Annotated in this window: 25 protein-coding genes, 2 pseudogenes and 1 other annotated feature; of the genes and pseudogenes, 17 read left to right on the plus strand and 10 right to left on the minus strand. The window is 65.4% G+C overall.

All coding sequences use genetic code 11. The features are described from left to right. Positions 1–110 precede the first annotated feature (110 nt). Positions 111–1,400, minus strand: a pseudogene (locus tag Q9R22_RS11595) (IS3 family transposase). A 111-nt stretch (positions 1,401–1,511) separates the two neighbouring features. Between Q9R22_RS11595 and Q9R22_RS11600 the strand changes: the two are divergent. Beyond that, the gene (locus Q9R22_RS11600) at positions 1,512–3,629 is read left to right on the plus strand and encodes a KAP family NTPase (RefSeq protein ID WP_311254233.1); all 2,118 of its coding nucleotides are present in this window, start codon (positions 1,512–1,514) and stop codon (positions 3,627–3,629) included. 107 nt (positions 3,630–3,736) lie between these two features. Here Q9R22_RS11600 and Q9R22_RS11605 read toward each other — a convergent pair. From Q9R22_RS11605 to Q9R22_RS11635, 7 genes and pseudogenes are all read right to left on the minus strand, one after another. Beyond that, positions 3,737–5,004, minus strand: a protein-coding gene (locus Q9R22_RS11605) for an IS3 family transposase (protein ID WP_396415673.1) whose coding sequence is annotated in 2 segments (ribosomal slippage) — positions 3,737–4,722 and positions 4,722–5,004 — 1,269 coding nt in all. Because the reading frame shifts where the segments join, the coding sequence is not laid out codon by codon here. After that, positions 4,595–4,723 (minus strand) — a sequence feature (AL1L pseudoknot). Its footprint overlaps the gene before it by 129 nt. Before the next feature lie 72 nt (positions 5,005–5,076). Next, positions 5,077–5,490 (minus strand): hypothetical protein, encoded by a 414-nt coding sequence (locus Q9R22_RS11610; RefSeq protein ID WP_311254234.1) that lies wholly within the window; start codon positions 5,488–5,490, stop codon positions 5,077–5,079. A 75-nt stretch (positions 5,491–5,565) separates the two neighbouring features. Beyond that, the gene (locus Q9R22_RS11615) at positions 5,566–5,847 is read right to left on the minus strand and encodes a hypothetical protein (protein WP_311254235.1); all 282 of its coding nucleotides are present in this window, start codon (positions 5,845–5,847) and stop codon (positions 5,566–5,568) included. Positions 5,848–5,849: 2 nt separating this feature from the next. Beyond that, positions 5,850–6,464 carry a hypothetical protein gene (locus Q9R22_RS11620; RefSeq protein ID WP_311254236.1) on the minus strand — a complete coding sequence of 205 codons (615 nt, stop codon included), beginning with the start codon at positions 6,462–6,464 and terminating at the stop codon, positions 5,850–5,852. Between the two features lie 352 nt (positions 6,465–6,816). After that, positions 6,817–7,440 carry a LysE family translocator gene (locus Q9R22_RS11625; RefSeq protein ID WP_311254237.1) on the minus strand — a complete coding sequence of 208 codons (624 nt, stop codon included), beginning with the start codon at positions 7,438–7,440 and terminating at the stop codon, positions 6,817–6,819. Between the two features lie 114 nt (positions 7,441–7,554). Continuing rightward, positions 7,555–8,055 carry a GNAT family N-acetyltransferase gene (locus tag Q9R22_RS11630; protein WP_311254238.1) on the minus strand — a complete coding sequence of 167 codons (501 nt, stop codon included), beginning with the start codon at positions 8,053–8,055 and terminating at the stop codon, positions 7,555–7,557. 288 nt (positions 8,056–8,343) lie between these two features. Then, positions 8,344–8,493 (minus strand): annotated as a pseudogene (locus Q9R22_RS11635) (IS3 family transposase); the annotation flags it as partial. A gap of 343 nt (positions 8,494–8,836) precedes the next feature. Here Q9R22_RS11635 and Q9R22_RS11640 point away from each other — a divergent pair. From Q9R22_RS11640 to Q9R22_RS11660, 5 genes are read left to right on the plus strand one after another with little or no spacing between them, the layout of a single operon-like run. After that, entirely contained in the window at positions 8,837–9,619 is a 783-nt protein-coding gene (locus Q9R22_RS11640; RefSeq protein WP_311254239.1) for an AAA family ATPase, read from the plus strand. A gap of 3 nt (positions 9,620–9,622) precedes the next feature. Further along, entirely contained in the window at positions 9,623–9,919 is a 297-nt protein-coding gene (locus tag Q9R22_RS11645; RefSeq protein ID WP_311254240.1) for a hypothetical protein, read from the plus strand. A gap of 56 nt (positions 9,920–9,975) precedes the next feature. Next, complete coding sequence (locus Q9R22_RS11650; RefSeq protein WP_311254241.1) at positions 9,976–10,194, plus strand: hypothetical protein; 219 nt, start codon at positions 9,976–9,978, stop codon at positions 10,192–10,194. A gap of 4 nt (positions 10,195–10,198) precedes the next feature. Continuing rightward, entirely contained in the window at positions 10,199–11,932 is a 1,734-nt protein-coding gene (locus Q9R22_RS11655; protein WP_311254242.1) for a hypothetical protein, read from the plus strand. Then, positions 11,925–12,629: a hypothetical protein gene (locus Q9R22_RS11660; protein WP_311254243.1), complete on the plus strand. Its 705-nt coding sequence runs from the start codon at positions 11,925–11,927 to the stop codon at positions 12,627–12,629. The genes Q9R22_RS11655 and Q9R22_RS11660 overlap by 8 nt, the downstream gene beginning before the upstream one ends. Here the strand turns inward: Q9R22_RS11660 and Q9R22_RS11665 are convergent. Then, positions 12,603–13,376, minus strand: coding sequence for an MBL fold metallo-hydrolase (locus tag Q9R22_RS11665; protein ID WP_311254244.1), 774 nt, complete (start codon positions 13,374–13,376; stop codon positions 12,603–12,605). The two genes, Q9R22_RS11660 and Q9R22_RS11665, sit on opposite strands and share 27 nt — an antisense overlap. A 409-nt stretch (positions 13,377–13,785) precedes the next feature. On the opposite strand from Q9R22_RS11665, the gene Q9R22_RS11670 reads away from it, so the two are divergent. Beyond that, complete coding sequence (locus Q9R22_RS11670) at positions 13,786–14,841, plus strand: hypothetical protein (protein WP_311254245.1); 1,056 nt, start codon at positions 13,786–13,788, stop codon at positions 14,839–14,841. Here the strand turns inward: Q9R22_RS11670 and Q9R22_RS11675 are convergent. Then, positions 14,838–15,158: a winged helix-turn-helix domain-containing protein gene (locus tag Q9R22_RS11675; protein ID WP_311254246.1), complete on the minus strand. Its 321-nt coding sequence runs from the start codon at positions 15,156–15,158 to the stop codon at positions 14,838–14,840. The two genes, Q9R22_RS11670 and Q9R22_RS11675, sit on opposite strands and share 4 nt — an antisense overlap. A gap of 167 nt (positions 15,159–15,325) precedes the next feature. On the opposite strand from Q9R22_RS11675, the gene Q9R22_RS11680 reads away from it, so the two are divergent. The 10 genes from Q9R22_RS11680 (at position 15,326) to Q9R22_RS11725 (ending at position 26,598) form a co-directional block, all read left to right on the plus strand. Continuing rightward, positions 15,326–15,544, plus strand: a complete 219-nt coding sequence (locus tag Q9R22_RS11680; protein ID WP_311254247.1) for a hypothetical protein — start codon at positions 15,326–15,328, stop codon at positions 15,542–15,544. A 4-nt stretch (positions 15,545–15,548) separates the two neighbouring features. Then, on the plus strand, positions 15,549–16,007 hold the full coding sequence (locus Q9R22_RS11685; RefSeq protein WP_311254248.1) for a hypothetical protein: 459 nt from the start codon (positions 15,549–15,551) through the stop codon (positions 16,005–16,007). After that, positions 16,004–18,895, plus strand: coding sequence for an ATP-binding protein (locus Q9R22_RS11690; RefSeq protein WP_311254249.1), 2,892 nt, complete (start codon positions 16,004–16,006; stop codon positions 18,893–18,895). Before Q9R22_RS11685 ends, Q9R22_RS11690 begins: the two co-directional genes overlap by 4 nt. Before the next feature lie 15 nt (positions 18,896–18,910). Next, positions 18,911–21,058 (plus strand): hypothetical protein, encoded by a 2,148-nt coding sequence (locus Q9R22_RS11695; RefSeq protein WP_311254250.1) that lies wholly within the window; start codon positions 18,911–18,913, stop codon positions 21,056–21,058. Positions 21,059–21,061: 3 nt separating this feature from the next. After that, positions 21,062–21,802, plus strand: coding sequence for a hypothetical protein (locus Q9R22_RS11700; protein WP_311254251.1), 741 nt, complete (start codon positions 21,062–21,064; stop codon positions 21,800–21,802). Positions 21,803–21,805: 3 nt separating this feature from the next. Beyond that, the gene (locus Q9R22_RS11705) at positions 21,806–23,065 is read left to right on the plus strand and encodes a M23 family metallopeptidase (protein ID WP_311254252.1); all 1,260 of its coding nucleotides are present in this window, start codon (positions 21,806–21,808) and stop codon (positions 23,063–23,065) included. Positions 23,066–23,090: 25 nt separating this feature from the next. Next, positions 23,091–23,990 (plus strand): hypothetical protein, encoded by a 900-nt coding sequence (locus Q9R22_RS11710; protein WP_311254253.1) that lies wholly within the window; start codon positions 23,091–23,093, stop codon positions 23,988–23,990. 273 nt (positions 23,991–24,263) lie between these two features. After that, entirely contained in the window at positions 24,264–24,890 is a 627-nt protein-coding gene (locus Q9R22_RS11715) for a hypothetical protein (protein WP_311254254.1), read from the plus strand. Beyond that, positions 24,887–26,383, plus strand: a complete 1,497-nt coding sequence (locus tag Q9R22_RS11720) for an FtsK/SpoIIIE domain-containing protein (protein ID WP_311254255.1) — start codon at positions 24,887–24,889, stop codon at positions 26,381–26,383. The genes Q9R22_RS11715 and Q9R22_RS11720 overlap by 4 nt, the downstream gene beginning before the upstream one ends. Beyond that, on the plus strand, positions 26,380–26,598 hold the full coding sequence (locus tag Q9R22_RS11725) for a hypothetical protein (RefSeq protein ID WP_311254256.1): 219 nt from the start codon (positions 26,380–26,382) through the stop codon (positions 26,596–26,598). The genes Q9R22_RS11720 and Q9R22_RS11725 overlap by 4 nt, the downstream gene beginning before the upstream one ends. Positions 26,599–26,661: the final 63 nt, after the last annotated feature.

Genomic DNA, 26,661 nt, shown 5'->3' on the forward strand with positions numbered 1-26,661 from the left:
ACTGCCCTGAGTTCCCTGACTCCTTGGCCTGCCGCGTTGCAGCAAGGGTTCCTCAATGCTGCGTCATGAGGTGGGTGACGACGCCATGAATCGGCCGAGGTTCTCTGCCGCTACTTTGTGGGTGCGGGCTCTCGGGTGAGGGCCTCGTAGTGGAGCGACTCGAACTCTACCGGGGTGATCAGCCCCAGAGAGCCGTGGAGGCGTCGATTGTTGTACCAGTCGACCCAGCCGGCGGTGGCGAACTCGACGTCCGCGAGCATCCGGAAGGGTCCGGGGTGGAAGACCGTGGTGCGGATGCACTCGGTCTTGAACAGGCCGTTGACCGTCTCCATGAGGGCGTTGTCCAAGGCGTCGCCGACGGTCCCGATCGAGGGGGCGATGCCCTCGAGGTCGAGGTGCTCGGTGTACCGGATCGAGGTGTACTGCGATCCCGCATCGCTGTGATGGATTAAATCCCCTGGTGAGACTGGGTTTCCGTCGCGGTCGCGCTGCCACAGCGCGATCCGTAGCGGCGTCATGACGAGGTTGGTGCGCATGCTCCAGGACGCGTGCCAGCCCACGATCCGCTGGGCGAGAACGTCCAGGACGGACGCGACGTAGACGAACCCCGCCCAGGTGCGGACGTAAGTGAAATCTGTGACCCAGACTCTGTTCGGGGCGGGCGCGGTGAAGTCGCGATTGAGCAGGTCACCGGCGCGTTTCCCGTCCGGATTCGGGATGGTGGTGCGCAGCTTCTTGACCCGGGGGATGCCCTCGAGACCGAGGGTGCGCATCGCGCGGTCCACCGCCCCGCGGGAGGCGCCCGCGAGACCGGCCTGGCGGCGGAGCAGAGCAACCTACTTACGCCGTCCGTAGAGGCCTTCTGGTGTCATCTGGACCAGCCCGGTGACGGGGTTGACGGTCCAGGCGAGGTCCCTGATCTTGTCCTCGACCAGAGCATCTGTGACGGTGCGGGCCGCGATCCGGGCCGGCCTCTTCCAGGCTCGGTAGGTCCGTGCAGCGATCACAAGGCCCTGCTGGCGCAGGACGGCAAGGATCGGCTCGACTGCATAGCCTTCGGCGCGCATCTCGTCGATGAAGGCGAGGATCAGCGGTTGCGGGGGTCGAGCTTCCCCGCGAAGAAAATCGAGGCCCGACGCAGGATCTCATTGTCCTGCCTCAGCCGCTTGACCTCGGACTTCAGGCGCTTGATCTCGGCTGACTCTTCACTGGTGAGGCCGGGGCGGGTCCCGTCGTCGACCTCGGCCTGCGCCAGCCAGCGCCGCACGCACCTCGCGCGAGACGCCCTCCTGACGGGCCACCGCAGTCGTCGCCGCGGTCAAGGTGGGGTACTCCTGGGCGTGCTCGCACACCAGCCACACGCACCTCGCGCGCAGCTGGGCATCGATCTTCTTCGGCATGCTGTCCATCCTCTCGGACTCAAACAGCAGCGGCATCAAACCCGGGCCGATTCATAGCCCTACCAAAGTGAACCTGCTTGGTTGCGTTGAGGGCTCGTTAGGCTCTTGATCATGACCACCTCCAAGCAGAACTGGGTCGATGAACCCATCCATTCCAAAGATAAGGACACTCTTCAGCGAGGACATCTGGCAAAGCAAGCCGCTCTACTGATGGCCAACTCCCACTCCTGGGAGGCCAGTGTGGTGTTCGGGTTGACCGGACCGTGGGGCAGCGGGAAGACGTCGATGGTCGAGCTCATCACCGAAGAACTTAGAGAGACATCCCCGGAGTGGCGGGTGGCCCGCTTTACCCCATGGGCTACGAGTGACGCAGTCTCCCTAATGGCGGAGTTCTTCGCAGCTCTCACGGCCGCACTGCCAGAAGACAAAGGAGACAGTGTTCGTAGGGTGCTGGGGGTCTGCGCTACGGTCGCTGCTCCATGGCTGAGCCTTGTGCCCGTCGTCGGATCAGCCCTCCAAGGAAACGCCGAACATCTCGCCGATGCGGCCAATCGGCAGAAGCCTTGGGACGAGGCGTTCACAGAGGCCTCCACATTGCTAAGGGAGCTCAATACTCCTGTGCTTGTGGTCGCTGATGACATCGACCGGCTCCAGGCCAATGAGCTCGTGGCACTCCTCAAAGTCGTTCGCCTCCTTGGACGCTTTCCCGGAGTGCACTACCTGCTGGCCTACGACGAGCAAACGCTGTTAGAAAACCTCCAAGACGCCGGCGTCGGCGTAGCTGACGCGGACCGGGCCCGGTTGTTCATGGAAAAAATCGTTCAGTATCCGTTGACCGTTCCCCCATTGCTGACTCATCAAATGCGCTGGCGCCTGGAAGATGGACTCAACGCCCTGTTTGAGGATTTGCGGCGTTCGTGGGACGAAAATGATGATCGAATTAGTGATGTGCTACAGGCCTTCGAATCTCAACTTAATACTCCCCGGTCAATCGATCGGCTCCTGGCTCAGCTACGTCACTATTTGCCTCTGCAGAATGAGAAGGAAATCAATGATGTAGATCTCATTCTTTTGACATTCCTGCACCTGCAGTTTCCTGATTTGTACAGTGCCTTGCCCCGGTGGAAGACCGTCCTCACAGGAGTCCAGCAAGAACTGGACAGGATTTCGGGACGGCGAGGGGACATCCAACCGCAATGGGATGAGTTGCTGGGTCTTGTCCCTGATGGAGATAAGCGTCAAGACGCCCGTAAGGTCCTGGAATCACTTTTCCCCGTGTTGCACCCCCATTCCAGGGGCAACAGGTCAGCACCTAGAGTGTGTGCACCAGATTACTTCAACCGATATTTCGCCCACACCATCCCCCAGGCTGATATCGCCGACACCGAAATCCACTCCGCCCTCGAGCAGGCAGCCGCGCCAGGGTCGGATGGGCAACTCTTGGTCGCCTTGCTCACAGAGAACCCTTACCCCGGACGCATCGACCTAGTCCTCAAAAAGCTCCGAACCCTCTATGCGCCAGAGGTCCCGGCTCACGGCGCACCCGCAGTCACTGTGAACTTGATCCGGGTAGTCGCTAGCCAACTCGGCACTATGGATCACAACACGCGGATGTTCAGCAGTCCGCGGGAGCTGGTTCGATACTTGCTGGCTGACCTTCTGGAACGCCTTCCACCTACTAGCCCTGAAGACCTTGAGGAAGCTCTAGCCGCCTGTCCTGACTGGTCAGAGCGGGCGCAGGTCCTCCGCCTCGCTCTGAGCAGCAAGCGTGCCTCCGCGTCACCGCCGTCTCTGGAGACTTTAGAAGCCACCGCCGCATCCCTCGGTGAGGAAATCGGCGGACGACTGTTGGAGCATCTAGGTCAGCATGATGAAGCCGAAGTTGGCTCCTCGCCCTTTACCGGGTTCATGTTCATTTGGCTGTTCGGGAATCCTGGTGCTCTGCGAGAAAGAATTTTGACTCGCCTCAGTCAAGGACGCTTCACTGTCGAGGACCTGGCCGCCCGCTTCGTGACGACCAGGCACCTTATCGGGCCCAGCAATCCTGCCCCTGAGATCGGCGACTTTGACCAAAGCCTCTTCGCCGCCTACGCGCCAGCGCAAGACTTGCTGTACTCACGGTCCCCGGAGGATATAGATATGTCAGATACTTCATGGGCCAATCGCCGCGCTTACACGCGCGGCCGCGCCCACGCGCCCACGAAACCGCCCCAAACAAGCGTGAGCTGAGCCCAAACGGTCTCGGGCAGTTCAAAAAGACCTCCATGCTATGGGTTGGTCCTTTGACGCTGGACCGGGCCGATCATTGTCAATCCCCGGTTTTGGTGGAGGGTTGGTTATCTGGCGTTGAGGGTCTCGGGGGTCGGTTCGGTAGCAGTGGTGACGGAGGGCTGGTGGGCCTCGCGGAAGGCCTGCGGGGTGAGGCCGCCGAGCGAGAGATGGGGCCGGAAGGTGTTGAACCAGTGGACCCATTCCGCGGTCGCGATCTCGACGTCGTCGATGCCCTTCCGGGGGCCGAGGTTCCGGATGACCTCCGCTTTGAACAGCGAGTTCAGAGCCTCGGCCAGTGCATTGTCATAGGAATCGCCGCGCGAGCCGATCGAGGCGACCGCGTCCTGCTCGGCCAGCGCCTGCCCGTAGCGGATCGCTCGATACTGGACTCCTCTATCGGAGTGATGCACGAGCCCGCTGAGGTCGGCTCCCTCGCGTCTGCGCAGGTAGATTGCCATGTTCAGGGCATCGAGAGCGAGATCGGTGTGCAGCGAGCGAGACGCTCGCCAGCCCACGATCTCCCGGTTGAACACGTCGGTGACGAACGCGACGTAGACCCATCCGGAGAACGTGTGGACGTAGGTGATGTCCGCGACCCACAGCTGGTTCGGCGCGAACGCGCTGAAATGCCGGTCCACCAGATCTGACGGGCAGTCCTCCCTCGGCGCGGATCTCGTCGTGTTCGGCGACTTCTTCCGGCGGATCCCGTGGAGACCGAGGTCGCGCATGAGCCGCTCGATCGTGCAGCGCGCGACGTGCCCGCGCCCGAGGCGGTCTTCCTCGCGGTTGAGCACGATGTGCATCTTCCGAGCGCCGAACACGCGGAGGTTGTCGTGGTGGACCTGCGCGATCTCCTCTCGGAGGATCTCGTCCCGGCGTGCCCGGGCGGAGGGCTCGCGCTGCTGGCGGGCGTAGTAGGTGCTCGGAGCGATCTGGATTCCTGCTTCGCGCAGGGTCGTACAGATCGGCTCGACTCCGAACTCGTCCTTGTGCTCGTCGATGAACGAGCAGGTCATCTTGAGGGGCGGTCGAGCTCCGCCGCGAAGAAAGCCGACGCGGATTTCAAGATTGCGTTCGCGCGCCGCAACTCGCGGACTTCCCTCTCGAGCTCGATGATCTTCTGCGCATCGTCGGTGGTGGTCCCCGGGCGGGTGCCGGCATCGATCTGGGTCTGACGGACCCAGCCGCGCAGGGTCTCGGGGTTCACGCCGAGCTGGTCACCGACTCGACGGAACACTCCCCGCTGGGAGCCGGGATCGTCCTCGAGGAGGTCCAGGACCATCCGGGTCGCTCGTTCTCGGAGCTCGTCGGGATACTTGCGGGGTGCGGCCATGAGGGTGAAGTCCTTTCCGTGGCTTCAGTCCCTCCATCATCCCCGGGGCGAATCACATGGCGTCCAAGATTTTTAGCCCAATCCCAGGTCCCTCAATCGACCGGCATCTTGTCCGGTGTTTTTGCGTGCCTTAGGACCTCGTTCGGTGGACCGCACTGCCTCGAGCGGGTTCGTACCCTGGTCCCGGTCGGCGGCCAGGCGGGCTTGGATGCCGTCTCGGCCTTCTTCGGTGTCGCCGAGGGCGGCCATGAGCTTATCTGCCAGCCGTGCTCGGCGGTCTCCGGAGTCCCAGAGCTTTTCGGCATCGGCGGCCGCGTTGCGGGCGTCCGTGTCGTTGTACAGGTCGCCTTGTGCGGCCACAGCGGCATTGCGGGCGGCTTCGGCGTGGTCACGCTGCGCGTCGACAGTCTCGCGGGCGGCCAGTTCGTGTTCCGGCGTCTCGGTGCGCTGCTGTTCCCGTGCGTGGTCGGTCAGGTAGTCCTCCACGGACAGTCCGTGGCGGTCCTTCACCTCCGACTCGATCCGCGCTCGGGCGATCTGGGCGACCTTGTCGTGGTGCTCTCATTGCCGGGCCAGTCCGTAGTGGCCGGCGATGTCCGCAACTTTCGCGGTCTTCCAGAACAGGTCCTGGTCCACCGGCGCCAGCTCGGTGCGCATCACAGCACGTTCGGCCTCGAAGCGGTCCTCGAGCTCGCGCCGCCGGTGCTGCTGTTCCATGACACGTTGGCGGAGTCGCTCGGCGCGTTGCCGGGCCATCATCTCGCCCCAGCGCCCGGCCACGGCCATCGCCGCTTGGAGGTCCCGGGAGAGCAGGTCGTTCACACCGTCGGGTTGGGTGCTCATCTCTATAGCTCCATTCCGTGCTCGTCTCGGGTGTGGTCCATGTAGGGGCGCGCCACGGTCGTGGGGCCCTGGGTCTCGCGCAGCGTCCCGCGGTCCCGGGCGGGGCCGGCGTGGGAGGCCGAGCGCGCCGGCGCGGAGGTCTCCACCTCGGGCAGGGGTGCGGCGACGGCGGCCAGGTGGTGTTCGAAGGCGTCGTTGATCAGCTGGGTCTCGCGCAGGTCCTTGTTGGCCTGGTGCATCTCGTAGAACGCCTGGGTCATCCGCAACATCTGATTCATGATCAAGGCTTGGGCCATCGGGGACGGCGCCCGGGTGGCCGCCAACAAGAAGGCCGTGGTGCCACTGGTGCGCAACGGCGCCTGAAGCGGGGCAGTGATCTTCACCCCGGACCGGTGCGCGGAGCGGGCCAGCACCCGGGCCGTGCGCCCCAGCGGTCCTTGGCCGTCCTCGATGGCGTGTGACCATGCCGCGAACACCCCGGAAGTCTCCCGGGCCGCGTGCGCCCACGACTGGTGATCGTCCGGGGCGATCTTCACCAGCCGCCGGCGCACCTCTTTCAACTCCCCGGCCAGCCGCCGGGCGGTGACCTCGTCCAGCACCGCACCGGGGGCGTCCACGACGCCCGGACAGCACTGCCCCTGTGCAAGCCGGTACGGTCTACGTCCTTGACGCTGGCGCTTTCACACGTCAGCCGCCCTACCTGGCTCCCGAGATCGGTGGCGTCATCACCGAGTGTCAGTGGATCAGTACCGCCCCGGTGGACGTCGTGGACGTGGTACCGGTCACCACGGCCGACCTGCCCAACCCGGTTCCCACCCACGACCCCGTCCGCGTTCGAGCCCGCATGGCTCAGAACCCTGCCGCGTTCCCATGGGGCGCGCCAGACAACCTGACTGGCCTGGGGTGGGAGTGAAAAGTCAACGGGTGGCGGGTCATGTGGACGCGTCCGTGTAAATACGGTCGTTTGAGCTACACCTGTCGGACGGCTTCGATGATGATGACGCAGGCAAGAACGGCGTAGACCGTGGCCGCAAGGTAGTTCAACGCGGCGCTAGCTCGCGGACTGCTAGTGAATCGCTCATGAAAAGTGCCCGCGAGAGCACCGATGGTGCCGTAGAGCACGAACTCGGTGCACACGTTGACTGTGCCGAGCAGGGCCATCTGCGCTGTCGTGTTGGTGGCGTGGCCGGCGAAGCGCGGGAGGACGGCGAGGAAGAACAGGATGATCTTGGGGTTCGTCAGGCTGACCGACAGACCCCGCAGGTACCACCGCCCGGCGGCGACGTCGCCGATCGCGGAGATCTCGCGAGCATGGCGCACGGTAGTCACCGACAGCCAGAGCAGATAGGCAGCCCCAAGCAGCTTCAGGCCGGTCAGCAAATCAGGGTGACTTTTGGCGACTTCACCCAGGCCAACAACGACTGCGGCGGCGTAGACGCTCATTCCGGTAGCGATTCCAAGGATCGCTTTGAGCGCGGCTCTCCGCCCTCCCTCGAGTCCGACCGCGAGCATGTACGCCATGTCTGGGCCGGGTGGGATGAGGAACACCAGAATGACACCGAGGAAGCCCGGTAGTACGGACAGGTCGACCACGAGCGTCCTCTCTCTCCGCCGGCGACGCCCTCGTGGCGCCGCCCTCACGCTACGACACCTTCTACCTAGGACAGGTGCGCTGGTTCCTGCCCCCCGCGAAAACGTTCGTTTGAGCTACTGCTTGTCGGCGCATGAAAGAGAACCTTCCCAGCGCGTCTCTCCGTCGACAACGACACCGGTCGGCGACATCGCGAGGTGTGTAGCGACGCGTTGCGAGGCAACATGCTCGGGGTGAATGTGCGCGACGACGTCTACGACGCCCATGCGTCGAAGTTCGTCCGCCAGGAGTTCCGCAGCGGTACGCGCGTACCCGCGTCCCTGCCACAGTTCACCGATGACCCACGCGATCTCTGTCGGCCCTGAAGATTGCGGGATGGTGGCTTGCACGTACCCAATCGCCTGCCCGCCAGGTTCGAGCGCAACGATGAGGTTGAGCCATCTCTGTGAACCATCGGTGGAGCACCCACGGGTCTGGACGGCATAGCGGCGTCGAAGCTCCGCTTCGTCTGGCGGTTCACCGCCAGTGAAGACGTACAGTCGCGGGCTGCTGAGGACGTTGGCCATCTCTGGGGCATCCGAAACGGCCAGGGGGCGAAGACTGACTACATCGTTCATGGCTGGAGCCAACCCCACGCCTCCGCCAGATGCAATCGAAATAGCGGTCCGAGTCCAGCTGTGCATAAGCAGTCGTTTGAGCTCCAGTCGGCTCAGGGCGTGGTGGGGGTGCGTCCCGGACGCGTAGGTCGTGTGCCCGGCCAGGTGCGACAACGCGGCATGAGCGTAGACGGGGAGAAGGGCCCCAGGTGACGAGTCATCTGAGGCCCTTCTCAAGTCTGCGCGTAAGCGACTAGCTCACAGCCAGAGCGGTAGGGACTGCCGCACGATCAGGTGACAGTTGGGGTGTCAGGCCGCGAGGCTCACGGCCGGGTTCATGATGGTCTCGTATTCGATGGGGGTCAATCGGCCCAGGCGGGCCTGTCGGCGGCGTCGATGATAGGTGCGCTCGATCCAGGTGGTGATCCCGATGCGCAGCTCCGTGGAGTCTTCACGGGTCTCCCCGGGACGGTTGCCGTCGTCGATGTCTGCTGGGCGGATCCATTTGCGCAGCGTCATCTCGTGGACGCCGAAGTCCTTGACGATCTAAGCGAGGGTGACGGCCGCTTCACGGGACCGGGCCACACGCACGACGTCGTCACGGAACTCTTGAGCGTAGGGATTGGGCACGGTGATCATCCTTCCAGGCCGACCCGCGTCGGCCTGCCAGGTTCGGTGTCACCTATCCGTACAGCAGTCCCAGGCCCCTAAGAATCTTGGTGGGTTGACAACTTAGTGAGTTCATAGTTTCCTAGGATTCAAGAAACCTAGGAAACTAGAGGACTAGAGGAAGGGTCACGACATGGCTCCCTGCACCATCGCGTTCGGCAATCTCAAAGGCGGGGTGGGCAAGACGTCCATCGTGTTGGCCTGCGCGGAAAGCCTCGCCCGCAGTGGAAAGCGTGTTCTGGTCTGCGACCTGGACCCGCAGGGCAGCGCGTCCATCGTGCTCGGCGCGGAGATCACCGACGAGCAGATCACGATGTACGACCTCCTCAAAGCCAACACCCCTGGAAGCATCGGCGATGCGATTGCCCCTACCGAGTGGGGGGAGGCCATCGACGTTGTGCCCGCTGACTCCACCCTCGCGGTGTTCGCCGACGAGAGCCTCACCGCGGCCGAGCATCGGTTGAAGGTGGCCATGATGGGATCTGAGGATCTGGACAGCTACGACTACGTGCTGCTGGACATGCCGCCCTCGCTGGGGCGGCTCACCCTGAACGGCCTGGTAGCCGCCGACTCGGCGGTGGCCGTCACCGTCCCCGAGGCCCTGGCCATCAACGGGGTCAACGAGTACCTGACGACCATCGAAGAAGCACGGCACCCCGTGCTCAACCCCCACCTGATGCTCGCGGGTGTCGTGACCAACATGGTCGATTCCCGTCTGGGGGAGCACCGCTACCAGCTCGACCAGATGCGTGAGGCGTGGGGCGATGATCTGCTCGCCCCCGTGATCCCCGCCCGCTCAGCCGTCAAGGACATGGCCTCCACCCGCACGCCGCTGACCAAGACCGGCAACCGGGGCGCGAAGGCCGTCTCCGAGATGTTCGACCAGCTCACCGCCCACATCGTGAAGGAGAAGTAGCCCATGCCCGCCGCCCCGCGCCGTTCGACCGCTCAGCCTGCCCCCAAGATCCAGAAGCAGCGTCCGCAGTCCTACATCGAGAAGACCACCGCTCCGGCAGAGCCCCCGAAGCCTCCGGCCAGCTCCACGGGGCGCCGCAAGCGGAGAGTGCCCCGTGAGCCGCTCTCCACCCGTGTGCCTGTGGCGCTGCGCGAGCGCATGTACGACTACGAGGAGAGCACGGGGGTGGGGGTGCAGGCCATGGTCGAAGAAGCCCTCACGGAGTACCTGAAGAAGCGGGGCTTCGGTGAGACCTCCTAGCACCCCCGCGGGCAGAGAACACAGTGATCCAGTGAAGGCGGCAAGGAGAAGACAACGTGGCTGAACGGCGTGAAGCAGAGAAGCGGTGGGCGCGGGTGGAGGACGAAATCGACCGGGACACCGAAATGGTCGCCCTGAACGTGGAGATTCCCAAGAGTCTCAAGCGTGAAATCGCCATCGAGAAGGCCCGAACGGGGGAGAAGTACAAGGACCTCACCGTGAGGGTCTGGCGCGAGTACCTGCGCCGCCAGTACACCTCCGCCGAGAAGGAGTAACCCCATGCGCCCGATTCCCTGGAAAGTCGAACCGCTGCCGACGCTGTGGATGAACCCCGCCACCGGCTACGCCGTGGACACCAACGGCCGGAAAATCTCCCCCGTGATCCGCGGACGTCGCAAGCGCCCGATCCTCGAAGACATCCTCAACACTGCCCAGGTCACCGGGATCAAGCGCATCGTCCTCGTCGGTAGCATCCCCGGCCGCGAGCGCAACGGGGACCACTGGTTCCAGCAGATTGATAGCCCGGATTGGGTGCAGGGGCGGCACTGGCTGGGGTCTAGCTCGTCCCCGGTGGGCCGGTACTTCCACAAGACGCAGAACCGGGAGAACCCGCGGGAGAAGCCGTTTGAGGTGTCTCTGGCGTCTGCGTGGTTCGGGGATGTGCGGTTGAGTCATGAGCAGGCGCGGGAGGCGTGGGAGCTGACGCAGAACGCGGTGGTGCGGGCTGAGGAGTCGTTGCAGGGGTTGATGAAGTCCCCGGCGACAACCGGGCTCCAGCTGTGGGCGCAGTCGTTGCCGCGGAACTTGGAGCCGGCGATCTTGGAGGACGACATCGCCGAGGAGATCCACGCGACCTCGGGCCAGCACCACATGGAGCATCTGGTGGCCGGTCCTGGGTATGTGGAGCATGAGCTGTGCGTGCCGCTGATGCACCAGGTGCGTGGGGAGGCGATGCCGGAGTTCTCCTACATCGACGGCCGGTTCATGTACGCGGCGTGCGGGTACAACCTGGGTGTGGGCCCGGCGCAGCGGATGCGGGGGAAGGACGCGGAGGATCTGTGGCTGTCCGAAGATCACCGCTTCCGCCGCGTGGGGCAGTTCGTGCCGGCGCGGTACTTGGTACGGGTGCGGGTGCCGGAGGACTGGCGTTCTCTGGGCATCCTGCCGATCAAGCACACCCTGGAGAACGGGGCGTTGACGTGGGTGTACCCCAACCGTCCGGGGGCCGTCTTCGACGCGTGGGCTGGCAACGAGGAGCTGCGGGTGGCGGAGGAGTTCGGGTGGCGCATCGAGCGCTTCCACGAGGCCATCGTGTTCCAGGACAAGCGCCCGGCGCTGCGCGGGGAGGCTCGTGCTGTGGAGGCCCGTCCGCTGGACACCTTCTGCAAGCGCCTGGTCAACGCCCGGGATGCGGTGTCGAGCCTGGGGGAGAACCAGGGCTACGCGCCCGCGGTGGTGGATGCGGCCTCTGGTGCCATCCGGCAGATCATGCTCCAGGCCATCGGCGCATTCAACTCCCGCGGCAACGTCTCCACCATCACCGTGGACTCCGCCTGGGATGTGCCGGAGCAGTACGCGCACAGCATGCGCCAGGTGGGCGACAAATTCGTCTACGAGGAGCCGGCGCCGTTGCGTGATCGTCAGCGGCCTTTCTACCACCCGGAGCTCTCCTCGCAGGTGTGGTCCCGGGCCCGTGCCCGAGTGCTGCACGGCCCGATGGCCCGGGGGCGGAAGCGCGGTGCGCTGCATGTGGACCCGTCCACCCTGATCGGGATCAACGGTGACGCGCTCTACACGACGGCGTTGCCCGCCTGGTGCCTGCCGGTGGAGAAGGGAGGGCTGGACGACGGCGCCGTGGGCCGGCTGCGGTTGAAGGGCTACCTGCCCGCTGGTTCACCCGAGATGGCCTTGCCCACCACCGTGGAGGCGCGGCTGCGCCTGGCGCGTCGCGCTGAGGCTCACGGGGTGGACGTGGCGGCCGCGCCGGAGGCGCTGGAGGTGTCCCATGGCTAGGAACGCGAAAGAGCTGATCGAGCTGCTGGTGGAGCGCGGTATGAGCCAGACCGAGATCGCCGAGGAGTTGCAACGTGACCAGTCGTTGATCTCCCAGGTGCGTCGCGGGAAGAAACCTGGGGCGAACCTCGTCACGACCCTGGAAGAGATCGCCACCACCGGGCGGGCCACTACCAGGCCCCAGCGGCGGCAGACCTCGCACGGGGTTGCGCGCATCCGCGGGAAGAAGGGCCAGGAGGCCGTGATGCCCCCGGATGTGCCGCAGCAGACCGGCACACGCCGGAAGGTCCGCCGGCGCGTGGAGGTGCCCCCGCGGGGCTCGTACCGTAAGGACACCGTCTACGGGCGCGGGGTGCGCACGGTGCGCATCGACTTCCCCCGCACCAAAGGTTCCAAGGGCAAGGAGCGCGCCTGGCAGGAAGCCAGCAAGAGCCTGACCTCGATCGCCCGGAAGAAATGGGGGCGCAAGGAGCTACCCGAGAGGCGGGTCTACATCACCGCCACCTACGAGGACGGATCAAAGGTGGACTTCGGGTCCAAGGGCGGCTACCAGCCCCACACGGTGCTCGGGGGCCTCGGGGAGAACGACGGCGACGTGGAGAAGTGGCTGAAAACCCAGGGACTTCAAGGCCGCTACGCCGACCTTGACCCGGACGCGCGCATGGTCTCGCTAGAGATCAACGGGTACGTGCGCTGAGCGCAGCTCCTCGCGCACCGCGGACATCTCCAGCGCCGGCCCATGCCCAGGAGCCAGCACCTCCGCCTGCACCTCGCACAGCCGCTGCGCCGCCTGCGTCGTGGCCTCGTAGTCGTCCTGGAACGCGGCATCGAGCAACTGGGCTCGCCCTTCCACGGGGGAGGTGGGGTGGGCGGTGACCACGGCATCACCGCCTACCAGCACCGGGCCTACCTGGAAGCTGGTGTGCCCCGGGGTGTGCCCGGTTGAAGGGATCACCACGGGGTGCCCCGGAAGATCCAGGACGTTCCCAGCGCGCGCGGCGAAGGAGCGCAGCTGAGCCGGCCGCAACCGCTGCGATTCGAGGCCCCCGGCCGCCACTGCGTGATGAACCCAGGCCCCCCACAGCGGCGATGCGGCAGCCTTGGCATAGGCCGTCTCCGGGGCGATCTGGCTGGGTGTTTCCCCGGTCGCATTGCCCAGCTCCGCGGCCGCGCACCACACCGGAACCCCGTCAGCGGCCAGCCGGCGGGCAGCGCCCACATGGTCCACGTGGGCGTGGGTGAGCAGCACCGCCTCGGGAAGCCCCCGAACGCCCGCGGCCCGTGCTGAGGCCATGACCCGGTCCATGTCCCCGGGATACCCACCATCCACCAGCAACCAGGAGTCACCGGTACCGACGACGACCCAGTTCGAGGCTGGGCCTGTCACCAGTGCGAGACCGGAGTCAAGTACATGGACGTTGTCGTGCGTATCCCAGGAAGTCATGCATCGACCCTAGTCAAGAGCTTTTTTGAGGTTCTGGAAAGACTCAGCCACAGCGCGTGCATTCAGCAGCCACCGATCCTGGTACGCGGTCACGAACTCCCGGGTCTGCAAGGAGGAAAGAATCTCGGAGACGCGGCTGATCGGAAGGGAAGTCGCCTCCGACAGTTCGGAGGCAGAGGCCCAGCAGCAGTCAGACATCGAGCGCAAGATCGCCAGAGTTTCCGAGCAGGCCAACAAGGACAGGACAGGGGCGGGGTCACGAAAACGGGTCGTAGACACAGTGAGCTACCTCCAGGTCAGTGGGTACAGAAGTACCCACGTTCGGGACAGCAGCTCGGGCATCCGCCCTGCACGGCTTCTAGCGGAAAACGATAACGAGGGCCGCTTTTCCATGCAACCAGCAAGTAACATGAACCCTCCCAAGAGAGAGGACGTGATGACGCATCACTGGGTGATCGTGGACACCGACCCCGAGCACAGCACCATTCGGTTGCTTCAAGTCGGAGATACGCGATACCCGGGAAAATCCGTGCGCAAGAACCTCCCGAAGCACCTCAGGTACGCCCTGCACCAACACCTGGAAAACGCAGCCTTCAAGGGGCAAGGCTTCGATGATGTGGAGGTGATCGAGGGGACGCGGCAACGGGTCTACGTCGAGCCCGTGTGCTCTCCCTACTCAGGGGTGCCGGTCGGGGCCTACGGCACCGTTGTGCCCGTTGAAGAACGACTGCCGGCCAAGCCCCACGTTGGCGCCTTGGAATGGCGCATCAGCGACCACCGCGAGATCTACTGGGACGAATCCCTCGTGGCGCTCTACAGCATGCACGAAGCGCACATGGAGCGCGTGCCGGGTACTAACAGGGCCGTCTACCGGCCCTCCCCAGAGTGGCTGATCGGGTTCGTGGACGCGGCAGACCAGGACAAGCTCCAACGGCTGATCGACGCCGCTGCCCAAGGGCCATTCCGGGGGATTGTCACGGTCAGCTACACCATCCACCCCTCTGGGCTGCCCTCCCGGGTGGTGGAGCTGACCGCGCGCAACACCCGCGGCACTGATGGGACGACCGTCTTCCTCGGGATGGTGCGTGAGGTACCCGAGCAGTTCGCCCCCATCATTCCCGAAGCCCTGCCGACACCAGCCGATCAAGCCACGGCCTTGATCGAGCTGATGCCCGATGTGCCGCTGACGCAGATCCGCGCCGACACGGGCGAGCTCGTGCAGTCCTTCCCCAGCTGGGAGGATGCCGGTCTGCCCAGTCTGCATGAGCACGATGTGCGCGACCTCATAGACCCTTCCCGCCATGGCGAGCTGGACCAGATCCTTGGCAGCGCCGAGACAGAACGCCCGGTCACCGTGATGCACGACGTGCCCCTGCGCTGCGCTGCCGGGGAGCAGATCACCGTTGACCTGTGGCTCAAACGTCTGGGCGGGCAGTACGTGATGATCCGGGTGGCTCGGGTCTAGTCCTCGTTGAAGATGTAGGCCTCTGGGGCAGACATCAGTGAACGCAGCGCCTTCTCGCTGACTGAATACCGAATGGTGCGCCCGCGCCTGCGCTCCACGGGGAGGTCTGCTTCTACGACACCGATGCGCTCCAGCTCGGCCAGATGATTGCCCAGCGTCGGATTGGCGATCCCCGTGGCTTCTGCGATGTCCACCCGCAGTGACGGGCCGTTTTTCTCTAGAAAACGCACCACCGACATCCGCGCCCTGTTGCCGAAGACAGCGATGAAGTGTTCGAGCTGTTCGGGCTGATCCGCGGGGCGCACAAGTTTCGGCATGGGTCCCATTTTGACCACTTTCCTTCCGGTTTGCGAGTGGAGACGACTCCATGAACATCCGTCCGGCTTCCATGGACTCGCTTATTGATGAGATAGTATCTCTATATTAGACTATCGACTGTAAACGAAGCCCCTCCCATCACCAGGGAGCACACGAAGGAGACCCCATGTTTTCTGGACAGAGCGTTGCCGACTGGCTGCGCGAGAACATCATCATCGTGGAGATCATCATCCTGTCGATCTCCCTGTTCTGGGCCGCGAACTCGGGCAAGACCCGCGATTTCATGCTGAAGCTCGGCCTGGGACTCTTCGCCATGGCGTTCCTGGCAATCGCCCTGAACTACGAGGCCGTGGGCGAGTGGATCCGCGGCATCCTGGGCGCCTGAGTCCATGAGGGTCTACACCGACGACGATCTACGCAGGATCGACCGCACCTGGCTGGGGCCACCCAACAAGCGGCTGCCCTGGGTGGCCACCTACCGCCAGTACGTGACCATCATCGTGGTGGGCCTCACCCTGTTCGCGGTGATGCTTTTCCTCGGCTTCCCCATGACCGAGCTGGCCTTCCAGTTCGTGTGGTTCCTGCTGACCTACTTCTCGGTGAAGGCCTTCAACGCGTACTACCGCGACGACGTCGGCATCCTCGTCAACGGCATCACCGCCTACCAAGAGTTGTCCGTGCCCCGCGAGGATGCCGACGCCGGCTACTCCCACGTGCTGACCCTGCACACCACCCGCTACTCGCCCGACCAATGCCGTCAGCTTGATCGCACCGGCCGAGCAATCGTCGCCCAGCGCGTGAGTGCCTCACGCGTTCGCGGCTTCATCGATCGGAGACGCCAACGATGACCCTCACCGACACCCGCGCCACAGAGACGGACGAGAGCACCCCCAGTGCGGAGGAAGGCTCGTCCGCAGCGCCCGAGAAGAAGAGCCCGCGCGAGCGCTTCAAGAACTTCGGCGACCCCAACGCCGTCGCCCGCTTCGCGGGGCGCGCGGTGGCTCTGATCCACGGCGGGGGAAAGAGCGACCCGGACAAGGACGCCGCGCAGCGCAACGCCAAGCGCGCAGCCCGCCGGCGCAAGGACACCCCCGACCGGGACGAGCTGACGCTGGAGCTACGCTCCACCATCGGCAACGTCACCCTCACCGGCAGTGAGGTCACGGTCTGGTACGTGATGGGGCAGCGCTCGAACTCCTTCATGCCCGTCTCCCATGTCAACCGGCTGATCTCCGCCGACGCCCTGGCCTACTCCAAGCTCGTGGGCCGGCGCTGCCAGATCCGCATCAGCACCCGCCCTCACTCGGTCTACGAGTGGGCCGAGCGCACCTGGGACGACGCGCGTCGCAACGGCAACCCCATCGAGAACGGTCAGGACCAGGAAGCCTCCTGCTCCGGGATGCTCATGCGCGACCAGCAGCACCTGCGCCGGGCGAACTTCTCCGACAAGTGGGTGTACTTCGGGGTGCGCGTGGCCACCGCCCGCCGGTTCCCCAAAGACCCCCAGCGGGAGGTGGACGAGCTGGCCAGCGAGATCGCGGAGCTGAACTACGTGCTCGCCGGCTCCTCTCTGGCTGCCACAGCGGCTACCACCGAGGACATGGAGTGGCTGCTGCGCCGCTCCGTGTCCCTGGGCCTGCCGTGCGCGGCCATCGGGATAGCCCAGGACTACGAGCCCAAGACTGTCGAGCTGCTGCAGAACCGCGCTCGCATGACTGGAGAGCCCTACGAGGGGTACGTGAAGGTCACCGGCACCGTGGAAGGCGAGGAGCGCCCGGTCACCCGCTACGTCTCCGTGCTGACCCTGGCCCGGCTGTCGGATCAGAACATCCCGGAGAACATCGACTCCGGGTGGATGCAGCGCACCGATGCGGTCTCCTACCCCGTGGAGTGGTCCGCGATCTTCGATGTCCAAAGCCCGACGAAGACGAACAAGTTCATCATCGACCAGATGAACAAGATCCGGGACCAGATGGAGCACTACGTCTCCGACCACAAGCAAGATCCCCCGGAAATGCTCAAGCGACAGAACACCCTCGGCAAGCAGATCCAGGGCGAGATCCAGGGCGACCACGGCGGCCTGGAGGTCCGCACCGAAGGCTGGTACCGCGTGGCCGTCAGCGCCCCGACCCTCGACGCCCTGGACCGTCGCGTGGCAGAGATCCGCAACCTCTACGGCTCCAAGGCAGACCTGGAGCGCACCGCAGCACAGTGGCACGTCGGCCGCGAGTTCATCCCCGGTGAAGGCCTCCAGAACTCCGGCTTCTCCCGCACCATGTCCGTCAAGACCCTGGCCGCTGCTATCCCCCAGGGCACCGCCAACATCGGGGACAAGGACGGCGCCGCGCTGGGCTACACCGCCGGCTCCGCGCTGCGCGGCTTCTCCTGGAACATGCACCGGGACATGGAATCCCGCGACCGCTCCGGGCTGACCGTCATCGCCGCAGGCCTGGGCGGCGGCAAGTCCTACGTGCTCGGCTCGATCGTCTACCGCGCCGTGATGCAGGGCACCCGCTTCAACGTCCTGGACCCCTCCGACCGCCTCGGGCGACTGTGCGACCTGCCCGAGTTGAAAAACCGCTCACGCTACATCAACCTCATGCGCGGCCGCAGCGGCGAGCTGGGCCCCTACCGCGTGGTGGCCGACCCCAAGCGCGAGCACTACGACACCGACACCGAGTACCAGCGCGAGCTCTCCGCCGCCCGCGGTACCCGCCGCTCGCTGATGCGCGACATCCTGGAGTCCTTCATCAGCCCCAAGCTGCTCAACGACGCCGGGGGCGTGACCGCCTCCGTCATCACCCGCGCCTTGAAGCAGGTGGAGCCGGTGCGAACCTCCACTGCCACCGACGTGCTGGTGGCCCTGGAGAAGATCGAGGCCGGGGAGCTGGAGACTCAGCTGACCGAGGAGCACCGCATCCGTGCCGGGGACGTGCTGGAAGATCTGCGCCAAGCCGCAGAGACCCCCATCGGGCGCCTGATCTTCCCGCCCGAAGGGGAACCGGCCCCCACCGACGACGACCTGGACGTGGACGACAACTCCATGCTCAACGTCTACACGCTCAACGGCATCCGCATCCCGAAGGAGTCTTCGATCACCGCCGGTGACACCACCATCACCGAGCGGCTGTCCATGGCCGTGGTGCAGCTGGCTGCGTGGCTGGTGCAGTCGCGGATGTACGAAGGCGACCGCGCCGAGCGCAAGGGCCTGGCGATTGACGAGGGCAAGACGCTTTCGGCCATCAGCGCCGGCAAGACCCTCATCACCAAATCCGCCACCGACTCCCGCAAGTTCAACGCCCGCGTGCTGCTCTCCTCCCAGGACGTCACCCACTTCGAGGTGGGCACCGGCAGCCCCGACGCGCTGGACAACCTCGTGGGCACCGTGTTCATCGGCCACACCGAGGGCGAACGTGCCCAGCAGGCTGCCTTGCAGCTGATGGGAGTGCCGCTGAACCAGGGGTACGAGACGCTGCTGGGCCAGCTGCGCCCGGCCACCGACCGGCGCCGGGAGAAGTCGGATGCGGAGAAGGAGCAGATGACCGAGGAGGAGCGCGTAGCCGAGGCCATCGCCGACCGCCGGCACTTCATCTTCTTCGACGGCAGCGGGCACGAGCGGGTGGTCATCGACACCGACGCCCACCCGCACGTGAAGAAGGCGCTGAACTCGCGCCCCAAATCGGACCTGGAAGCCGAAGCCGAGGCGGCTGCCGCCACCACGAGCACCACCGAGTAAATGGCAGGGGAGACCATGACCGCCACACTGACCACCACGACCCAGACCTGGGCTCTGCGGCTGCTGAACGCCGCGCGGGACAGGGCCTACCTCCTGGCCGTGGCCGCGCTCGTCGGGGTGCTGCTCGCGGTCATCCTGCCCGATGCGGCCTACGCCAAGTGCCAACCCGAAGGGGTGCCCGATGCCGCCGGCTCAGGTGTGACCGGGTTGCTCGATCACCGCAGCGCCACGATGAAGGGAGACTCCCTCTACGGCGACTACGGCTACTCCGGGCTGACCTGGCACGCCTGCGACCTGGGCGGGCCCATCGCAGGCAACGAGTGGGCTGGTGACCCCGACGCGATGATGGACACCAAGATCGGCAACGCGGGCCTGGGGCTGGCGAAATGGCTAGCCGCAGCCGCCACCGGCCTGCACTCGTGGAACACGAACACCGGCACGGTGCTGCAACCGCTGGACGACATGATCGTGAAGCTCTCCGAGCTCACCCGCACGCTGGTAGTGGATCAATGGTTCATCATGTTCATCCTCCTGGCCGCGGTCATGCTCTTCGCCTGGTCCTTCACCAAGGAGGTCCGCAAGTCCATGATGACCGCCGGGGCATTCCTGGCCTCGGTGGGCTTCCTGGCCGTGGTGGGCACCGCTCCGCTGACAGTGGCCCACGCCATCGACGACGTCGGGCACAACGTCACCTCCACGGCGGACCAGAAGGCCCTGGAAGCAGCCGGCATCACGGCTGAGCCCGACGAAGCCATGGGCGCGATCATGAACGACCAAATCCTCTATCCCCTGTGGGCCAAGGGCGCGCTGGGCTCCGACGACCAGACCGCAGCCGGAGCGGACACCTGGGCCACCAAGCTCTACAAGGCCTCGGCCACCACCTACGACGAGACCGACGTGGACCCCAAGGACAAGAAGAAGGACTACGAGGACATCTACAACAAGCTCGGCAAGGGCGAGGACAAGCAGCTCCAGCAGTTCATGAAGGGCCAGGGCTACAACCGGGCCGGAGTGGGACTCGCCGCGCTGATCCAGTCCGGGCTGGTCTCCGCCGTGCGCATCGCCTCCGAAGCGCTGATCTTCGCGTCCAAGCTCATCTTCCGGTTCATCCCCATCATCGGCCCGATCTTCGCGGTGCTTGGGGTGTGGCACGTCACCCGCGGAGTCGCCAAGGAGGGCCTGAACATGGTGGGCGCTGCCGCGATCAACGTCATCGTGTTCGGAGTGCTGGCAGCTCTGCATACCACCCTGATCGCGTTCATGGCCAAGAACTTGGACTTCGCCCCCATGCTGTTCTTCTCCGCGATCGTCACCTACATCTTCTGGAAGTTCACCAAGCCCTTCCGCAGTCTCACCGAGATGGTCAGCCCCTCCTCGGTCAAGCAGTCCATGCACGGGGCCTCCAACCTCAACCCCATGGGCATGGCGATGGGGGCGTGGGCGCTGCTCAACGGCAACCGGCCCGGCAAGCAGTCGGCCCCGGACAGCACCCGGGATGCGAACGCCGAGGACGACACCGAGCAGCAGAACGAGGAGCAGAGCCCCCGGCGCCGGCAGCACACCACCCACACGGGTCCCGACTACGCCCCGGCGCTCACTGGCACTCCGGCCACCACGGCGCCGGCACTGGACCCGGCACCGGTCCCAGCGTCCACCCCCGTGCCCGTGGCCCATCCGGAGGCGGCGTACCCCGACGAGGCCCCCACTGCGCCTCGCCCCGCCCCGGCGGCCGAGCCGCGAGCGGAACTGTCCGCGGAGCCGCAAGCCCAGCGGGAGGACCGCGGCGGCAGTCACGCCGTGGACACCGCCGATGCCGAAGCGGCCAACCAGCGCCGGGACGATCACGGCGAGCGGATCATGGGTGACCGCATCGTGGCGGCTATCGACCGGGCTGCCTCCACGCACCAGGCTGCTCAGGCGCAGCAGGGTGCTCCTACCCCTGGGGTGCAGCGCGGGGAGGTGCTGGACGAGAACCAGGAGATCCCTACCGACATCGTGCGCATGGATCGGGACGCGAACTCGGGGGTCTACTTCAACCCGCGGGTGGACGCCACCACGAACACCGCCTTCAACCAGCACATCTTCGTGCCGGGCTCGCAGACCTACTACGAGCGCAACGACACCGAGTCCGAGACCGTCACCCGAGAGACGCAGGAGCGGTAAGCCATGAGCTACTTCAACGACAGCATCAAGCCGCTGGGCATCCTCCTCTTTCGGTACACGCGCAAACGCGCCGGGGCTGGTTTGCGCTGGGCGATGCGTAGCCCGATGCGCCTGGCCGCGACGGCCGCGGTGATCGTAGCCCTGGCGTTCGGGGTCCACATGCTCAGCAAGGCCGGCAACGACAAGCCCAACGCTCACCCGGTGGCCTCCGCCTCCGCTACTGATGATGGGCTCACCTGGCGGCAGGTCAAAGCCGGGCCCCTGGGTGCGGACGGTCAGCCCACCTCCGATGCGTCCCCGAAGGCCTCTGACTCGGCTTCCGAGAAGCCGTCTCCGGCCTTGTCGGTGCCCGCCCCGTCCAAGCCCAAGGCGAACCGCGCCAAAGCAGACTCCACCGCCGGAGCCTTCCTGCGCTCCTACCTCTCCCGCCGCGAGGGTGATGACCAGTGGAAGCAGTGGAGCGCTGAGCTGACGAACGAGCAGCTCGCAGATCAGCTCGCGGACGCGCAGACGGCCCTTGACGGTCGCGGCGACTCCACCGTGACCGCGGTGAGCGTGGGCAAGGCCCCGTTCACCGGGGCCCCGAAGGACACCAAGATCCGGTGGTCCCGTCCGGTGACGGCCACCGTCACCACCGAGACCGGCCAGCCCATCAAGATCACCTACGAGGTGACCGCGATGAAGGGCGACAAGGGGTGGATCATCACCGATGCCGTGGAGCGCGGCTGGACCGCGGCGAGGTGACCCATGCAGCTGCTCAAACTCAAAGGCCGGCTGATCGCCGCGGCGGTGTTCCTGGTCATCGGGCTGCTCCTGGCCGTGGTGATGGGCGCGGGCATCCTGGTGTCCATCCTCGGCGGCAACGAGAAGCAGAACCAGCTCAACCTGGAGCTGGCCGGCTGCACCGACAGCGTCAACTCCGGGGGCTCCACATCCAAGGGCGATCCCAAGCCCCCGGCCGATGTCGCCAAGGAGCAGGAAGACATCGTGCGCACCATCGAGAAGGTCGTCAAGGAGGAGGGCGTGGACGGGCGCGCGGTGCGAGTCATCACCATCGTCGGCTACGGCGAGTCCACCTTGACGAACCTCAACCGCGGAGACCAGGACACCGGCACCCGCAACCCGGACGGCTCCCTGGCCACCAGCTACGGCTTCCTCCAGCAGCAGACCTCGATGGGCTGGGGCACCAAGGAAGAGGTCATGGACCCCGCCCACGCCACCAAGTCATTTCTCAACGGGGCCGGCGGCAACAAGGGACTGCTGGACTTCCCCGGCTGGCAGGACATGGAGCCAACCGAAGCCGCCAACAAGGTCCAGAAGAACCAAGACCCCTCGCACTACGTGCAGTACTACAGCTACGCCGATGCGGTCATCAAACAGGCTGGAGTGGACACCTCGTTCTCGGGGAAAACAACCAAGGACGGCAAAGAAGCCAAGTCCAACGGCAGCGGCGGATCGGGCACGGGAGGCACGCTCAACGCCCTGGCCTGCAAGAAGGCCGACAAGTGGAACGGTGACCTCGGCTCTGGGGAGTGGACCACTCCCTGCCCCGGCTGCCAGAAGGCATCGGACTACGGCCCCCGCTCCATCAACGGCGTGGACGCAGGAAACGGCGGCATGCACTACGGCGTGGATCTCTCCTCCCCCGGAGCGGGCTACGGGGACGGAACCCAGATCATCACCCCCGTGGATATGAAGGTCACCGAGCTGTACGAACCGGACGGCTGTGTTTTCGCCGTTGCCAACACCGAACCGAAATTCGGATTCGGTTTCTGCCACCTGAACAAGATCGACGTGCACGCCGGCCAAACCCTCAAACGCGGAGACATCATCGGCACCGAGGGAAACAAAGGCGACAGCGTCGGTTCACTGTTCATCACACACCTGCATTTCGAGATCTACAAGCCCGGGGCAAACATGAAGGCTTGGTACGAGCACAAGGACAACATAGACCCCACCTCCATCCTCAAAAAGAAGGGCGCGTGGCCCGACAAGGCCAGCAAATAGACCCCCGCAACCGGAAGGACACACCATGCGTAAGACCACGAAAACCCTGATGAGCGTCACCGCCGCGTCCCTGGCCCTGACCCTGAGTGCATGCGGGGGAGGAAGCGCGCTGAAGGCCTCTGAAAGCGCCACACCCGAGGCGGCCAACCCGGTGCTTTCCGTTCCGGAGACCACCGAGGACAAGGCCATCGGTTTCAAGCTCAACCCCGGCAACGCACCCGCGGGCCAGAAGTACCACGTCGGGGTCTACACCGCCGGGTCCGATGGAAACCCCACGGACTGCTCAGAGGAAATCAGTAGCACCGACGGACAGTTCGGAGACGGGGAAACCTCCGGCGCGGTGCAGGTGAAGAAGCCTGGGAAATATCAGCTGGTGTTGAGCACCGAGGGCCACGCCTCAGCCTGTGACGACCCCAACGGAGCCACCACCGTCAAGACCAAACCGCAGGTGTTCTTGGATGGAAACCTCAACGCTGACGGGGAGCAAACGCTGACCACCTCGCCGGGAAAACCGTTTGACGTTGCGGTGATTCTCAAAGGCGATTTCCCCAAAGACACCAAGCAGCCGGTACGCCTGACCGTCCACGGGCCCTACAGCACCGAACCCGAGCTGCGCGCTGCCGGATGCGACGACGACAAGGTTGCCGCCTCCCAGAGCGTGGACTGGACGGGTAAGGAACTGAACCGGGCGAACAACCGCTACACCTCGGTCCCCATGACCATCGAGGGCACCAAGGGCCTGTACCTCGTGACGGCTGAAAACCAGGAGACGAAGGAAGCCGCCTCGGCCACCACAGAGTGCGGGAACTACCAATCCGTGCTGAAGGTCTCCACCAAGGGTGCCAAGCAGGAAATCCCCAACGACAACCCCACGAGCACCGGGGGTACGAACGGGCTGACCGACAAGAACAAGAAGGGGAAGTGAGTACCCGATGATATCCAGGACAGCACTTCAAGGGCAGGGGACCGGCAGCGGTTTTCTCGTGCCCGCCAGCATGCGGCATGCATGCAAGTCTGCTGGCAAGCGCGGGATGAATGCATGCAAGCAAGAAAGCCTGCGCAATCTAGAATCCCCCGGAAACAGTGAGGCAAACTGGCACTCTTTATATTCTCTGCTTCGCCTGCGGCGGCGGGCCACCTTGCCAGAAGCAAATATAGGTGCCAGTTTAGCACACGGTGTCAAGGGGGGTGGGGTCAAATGAGTGCCGAATCTGCCACCCCGGGCCGCTCCGAGGAGTCCCTGGGACAACGGGCGATGCGCACCGTCACCGGGGTCATCGGTGTGGTCGTGATCCTCTCGGTGGCCGTGCTGCTCAATCCCTCGTGGGGTGCGTGGACACGCTTGGCCGTTGTTCCCCTGGTCATCTTCTCGGTGCTGGCGGTGCTGGTCACCGTCGCGCGGATCATACTGCGGCTGCGCGGGTCGCGGACCTCGCGCCTGGTGGCCGGCCTGGCACCGCTGCTCGGACCGTCCTGGGACGCCAAGCGAGACCTGCGCGCCTCCCGCTTCTCCAGGGGGCGCCCGCGCCGGGTGAAGATCGACTACCCCGACTCAATCTCCGACCGCGACCCGGAGTGGCGGCGTCGTGTGGAGGAGATGGTGCGCCAGCGCATCGAGGCCGAGAAAGTCACGAGCACCTGGGACACTCGCCGTGGCCGCGTCGTCATCGACGCCTGGTCGGCGACCACCGAGAACGACCGCGAAGAACTCCAGCGGGAGGCGGCGCAAAAGCGCGCCCACGACATCCTGCGACCGATGTTCGGCACCGAGATCACCGTGACGGTCACGGACTGGGACGAAACCGAGAAGGAGAACGCAGCATGAGCACCACCAAGGAAGCACTGCCGATGCCCCGCCGGATCGAGGTCAGCTACGGGGCGATGACCAAGGACTCGAACCCCATGTTCCACCGCCGGGTCGAGAGCACCCTGAACCGCAAGATGGGAGGACGGTGGCGCAGCGTTTTCGAGCCGGAACGCGACGTGGCGATCTTCGAGCAACGCCCCGTCATGCCCTCCCTGCTGCGCCACCCCGGAGCAGAGCTGTACCGCAACCCCAAGACCAAGAAGCCCACGCTGTACTACGGCAAGGACGAGAACGGAAAGCTGGTCGGGTGGGAGCTGAACGCCCAAACCGTTCACACCCTCGTCATCGGCCCCACAGGCGGCGGGAAAACGACCGTGCTGCGCTCGCTGGTGACCGGCGCCGTCTGCCACGGCATCCCGGTCTACGCCTGTGACCCGAAGCGTGTGGAGCTGCGCCCGTTCGAGGGATTCCCCGGGGTCGGCGGCATCGCCTCCAGCCCTGAGCAGATGGCGGACATGATCGAGCGGATGCACGCGCTGATGATGCGCCGCTACTCCGCAGTGGAGCATCGCAAGGTCCAGCGCGATGACCTGGGCGAGATCCTGTTCATCCTCGACGAGTACGCGATCCTCAACCGCGTGCTGACGACCCTGTGGAAGAACTCCTACGACGAGGAGGAGGACGCCAACGGCAACGTGAAGCGCAAGAAGCGCACCGGCACCCCGATGTGGCTGGAACAGATCTCCGACATCCTGGCCCTGGCACGCACCGCGCGCATCCACGTGGTCATCGGAACGCAGCGACCCGACGCCAAGATGTTCGAGGGCGGGGCACGTGACAACCTGCGCCACCGGATCTCGCTCTCCCGCCTCTCGGGCCAGGGCGCCAAGATGCTGTGGGACAACTACTGGACCGGCACCGACACCCCCCTGGTGTCTGGGCGCGCGATCGCGTCCCCGGACGGCTCGAACCCTATTGAGGTGCAGACTTTCTGGGTCGATGACCCGTGGGAGGCGAAGGCTGGCAGCGAGGACCGACGCATCCTGGACGAGATCGCGGATCTCGCCTCGGAGAAGTTCGTCGGCTACGACTGGCCGATCTCTCGTGAGGACTTCGAGCTGTTCTCCCACGAGGACACCGCCGCGACCACGGCGCAGGCGGAAGCCGACGATCACGACGAGACGGACGAACCTCCGCAGACCCCGGCTGCACCCGAGGAGGAAACAGACGAGGACGAGGAGGAGACCAAGTTCGCCACCACGGGCGAAGTCACCGAACACGCCGGCGGCGGGGAGGACTTCGAGACCGAGGGAGTCATGGCCGAGTCGCTGTGCGTCGGAGACCAAGTGCTGCTGGACTCGGGCAACCTCGCGACGGTGACCGAGATCGAGGACACCGACGACGAGCGCGTGGTGCTGACCCTGGACGAGTACGGCGACGTCTCCAGCCTGGACATCGAGGCCAGCGACCGCATGGAGCGCCGCGTGGACTACGGAGAGGACGAGGAATGAGCACCGTTACCGAGCACGGATTCGAGATCGAGACGGACACCGCCACCTACCGAGTGGTACGGATCGTCAGTTGCCCCGACGCCTGGGCCGTGACCACCTGCGGCTACCAGAGCGCGGCCATCGGCGGCTTCACCTGCACGAGCGAGGACCGGGACGTGCTCGAAGCCGAAGCCCTGGAGGTGATCCACGAAGCCGTGGACCACGACCAGCTCTAGATCAGCGCAGGCAAAAGGCGGGCCACCCCCCTCGGGGGAAGCCCGCCTTCTGCCTGCGCGCGG

Source organism: Kocuria sp. PD6, assembly GCF_031844145.1.
Taxonomy (GTDB): Bacteria; Actinomycetota; Actinomycetes; order Actinomycetales; family Micrococcaceae; genus Kocuria; species Kocuria marina.

Coding starts and splice junctions, on each gene's coding strand:
- Q9R22_RS11695 (WP_311254250.1), top strand. CDS start 18,911: ATGACCGCCACACTGACCACCACGACCCAGACCTGGGCTCTGCGGCTG.
- Q9R22_RS11710 (WP_311254253.1), top strand. CDS start 23,091: ATGCGTAAGACCACGAAAACCCTGATGAGCGTCACCGCCGCGTCCCTG.
- Q9R22_RS11640 (WP_311254239.1), top strand. CDS start 8,837: ATGGCTCCCTGCACCATCGCGTTCGGCAATCTCAAAGGCGGGGTGGGC.
- Q9R22_RS11680 (WP_311254247.1), top strand. CDS start 15,326: ATGTTTTCTGGACAGAGCGTTGCCGACTGGCTGCGCGAGAACATCATC.
- Q9R22_RS11705 (WP_311254252.1), top strand. CDS start 21,806: ATGCAGCTGCTCAAACTCAAAGGCCGGCTGATCGCCGCGGCGGTGTTC.
- Q9R22_RS11715 (WP_311254254.1), top strand. CDS start 24,264: ATGAGTGCCGAATCTGCCACCCCGGGCCGCTCCGAGGAGTCCCTGGGA.
- Q9R22_RS11615 (WP_311254235.1), bottom strand. CDS start 5,847: ATGAGCACCCAACCCGACGGTGTGAACGACCTGCTCTCCCGGGACCTC.
- Q9R22_RS11725 (WP_311254256.1), top strand. CDS start 26,380: ATGAGCACCGTTACCGAGCACGGATTCGAGATCGAGACGGACACCGCC.
- Q9R22_RS11720 (WP_311254255.1), top strand. CDS start 24,887: ATGAGCACCACCAAGGAAGCACTGCCGATGCCCCGCCGGATCGAGGTC.
- Q9R22_RS11675 (WP_311254246.1), bottom strand. CDS start 15,158: ATGCCGAAACTTGTGCGCCCCGCGGATCAGCCCGAACAGCTCGAACAC.
- Q9R22_RS11655 (WP_311254242.1), top strand. CDS start 10,199: ATGCGCCCGATTCCCTGGAAAGTCGAACCGCTGCCGACGCTGTGGATG.
- Q9R22_RS11700 (WP_311254251.1), top strand. CDS start 21,062: ATGAGCTACTTCAACGACAGCATCAAGCCGCTGGGCATCCTCCTCTTT.
- Q9R22_RS11600 (WP_311254233.1), top strand. CDS start 1,512: ATGACCACCTCCAAGCAGAACTGGGTCGATGAACCCATCCATTCCAAA.
- Q9R22_RS11685 (WP_311254248.1), top strand. CDS start 15,549: ATGAGGGTCTACACCGACGACGATCTACGCAGGATCGACCGCACCTGG.
- Q9R22_RS11660 (WP_311254243.1), top strand. CDS start 11,925: ATGGCTAGGAACGCGAAAGAGCTGATCGAGCTGCTGGTGGAGCGCGGT.
- Q9R22_RS11670 (WP_311254245.1), top strand. CDS start 13,786: ATGAACCCTCCCAAGAGAGAGGACGTGATGACGCATCACTGGGTGATC.
- Q9R22_RS11665 (WP_311254244.1), bottom strand. CDS start 13,376: ATGACTTCCTGGGATACGCACGACAACGTCCATGTACTTGACTCCGGT.
- Q9R22_RS11645 (WP_311254240.1), top strand. CDS start 9,623: ATGCCCGCCGCCCCGCGCCGTTCGACCGCTCAGCCTGCCCCCAAGATC.
- Q9R22_RS11630 (WP_311254238.1), bottom strand. CDS start 8,055: ATGAACGATGTAGTCAGTCTTCGCCCCCTGGCCGTTTCGGATGCCCCA.
- Q9R22_RS11690 (WP_311254249.1), top strand. CDS start 16,004: ATGACCCTCACCGACACCCGCGCCACAGAGACGGACGAGAGCACCCCC.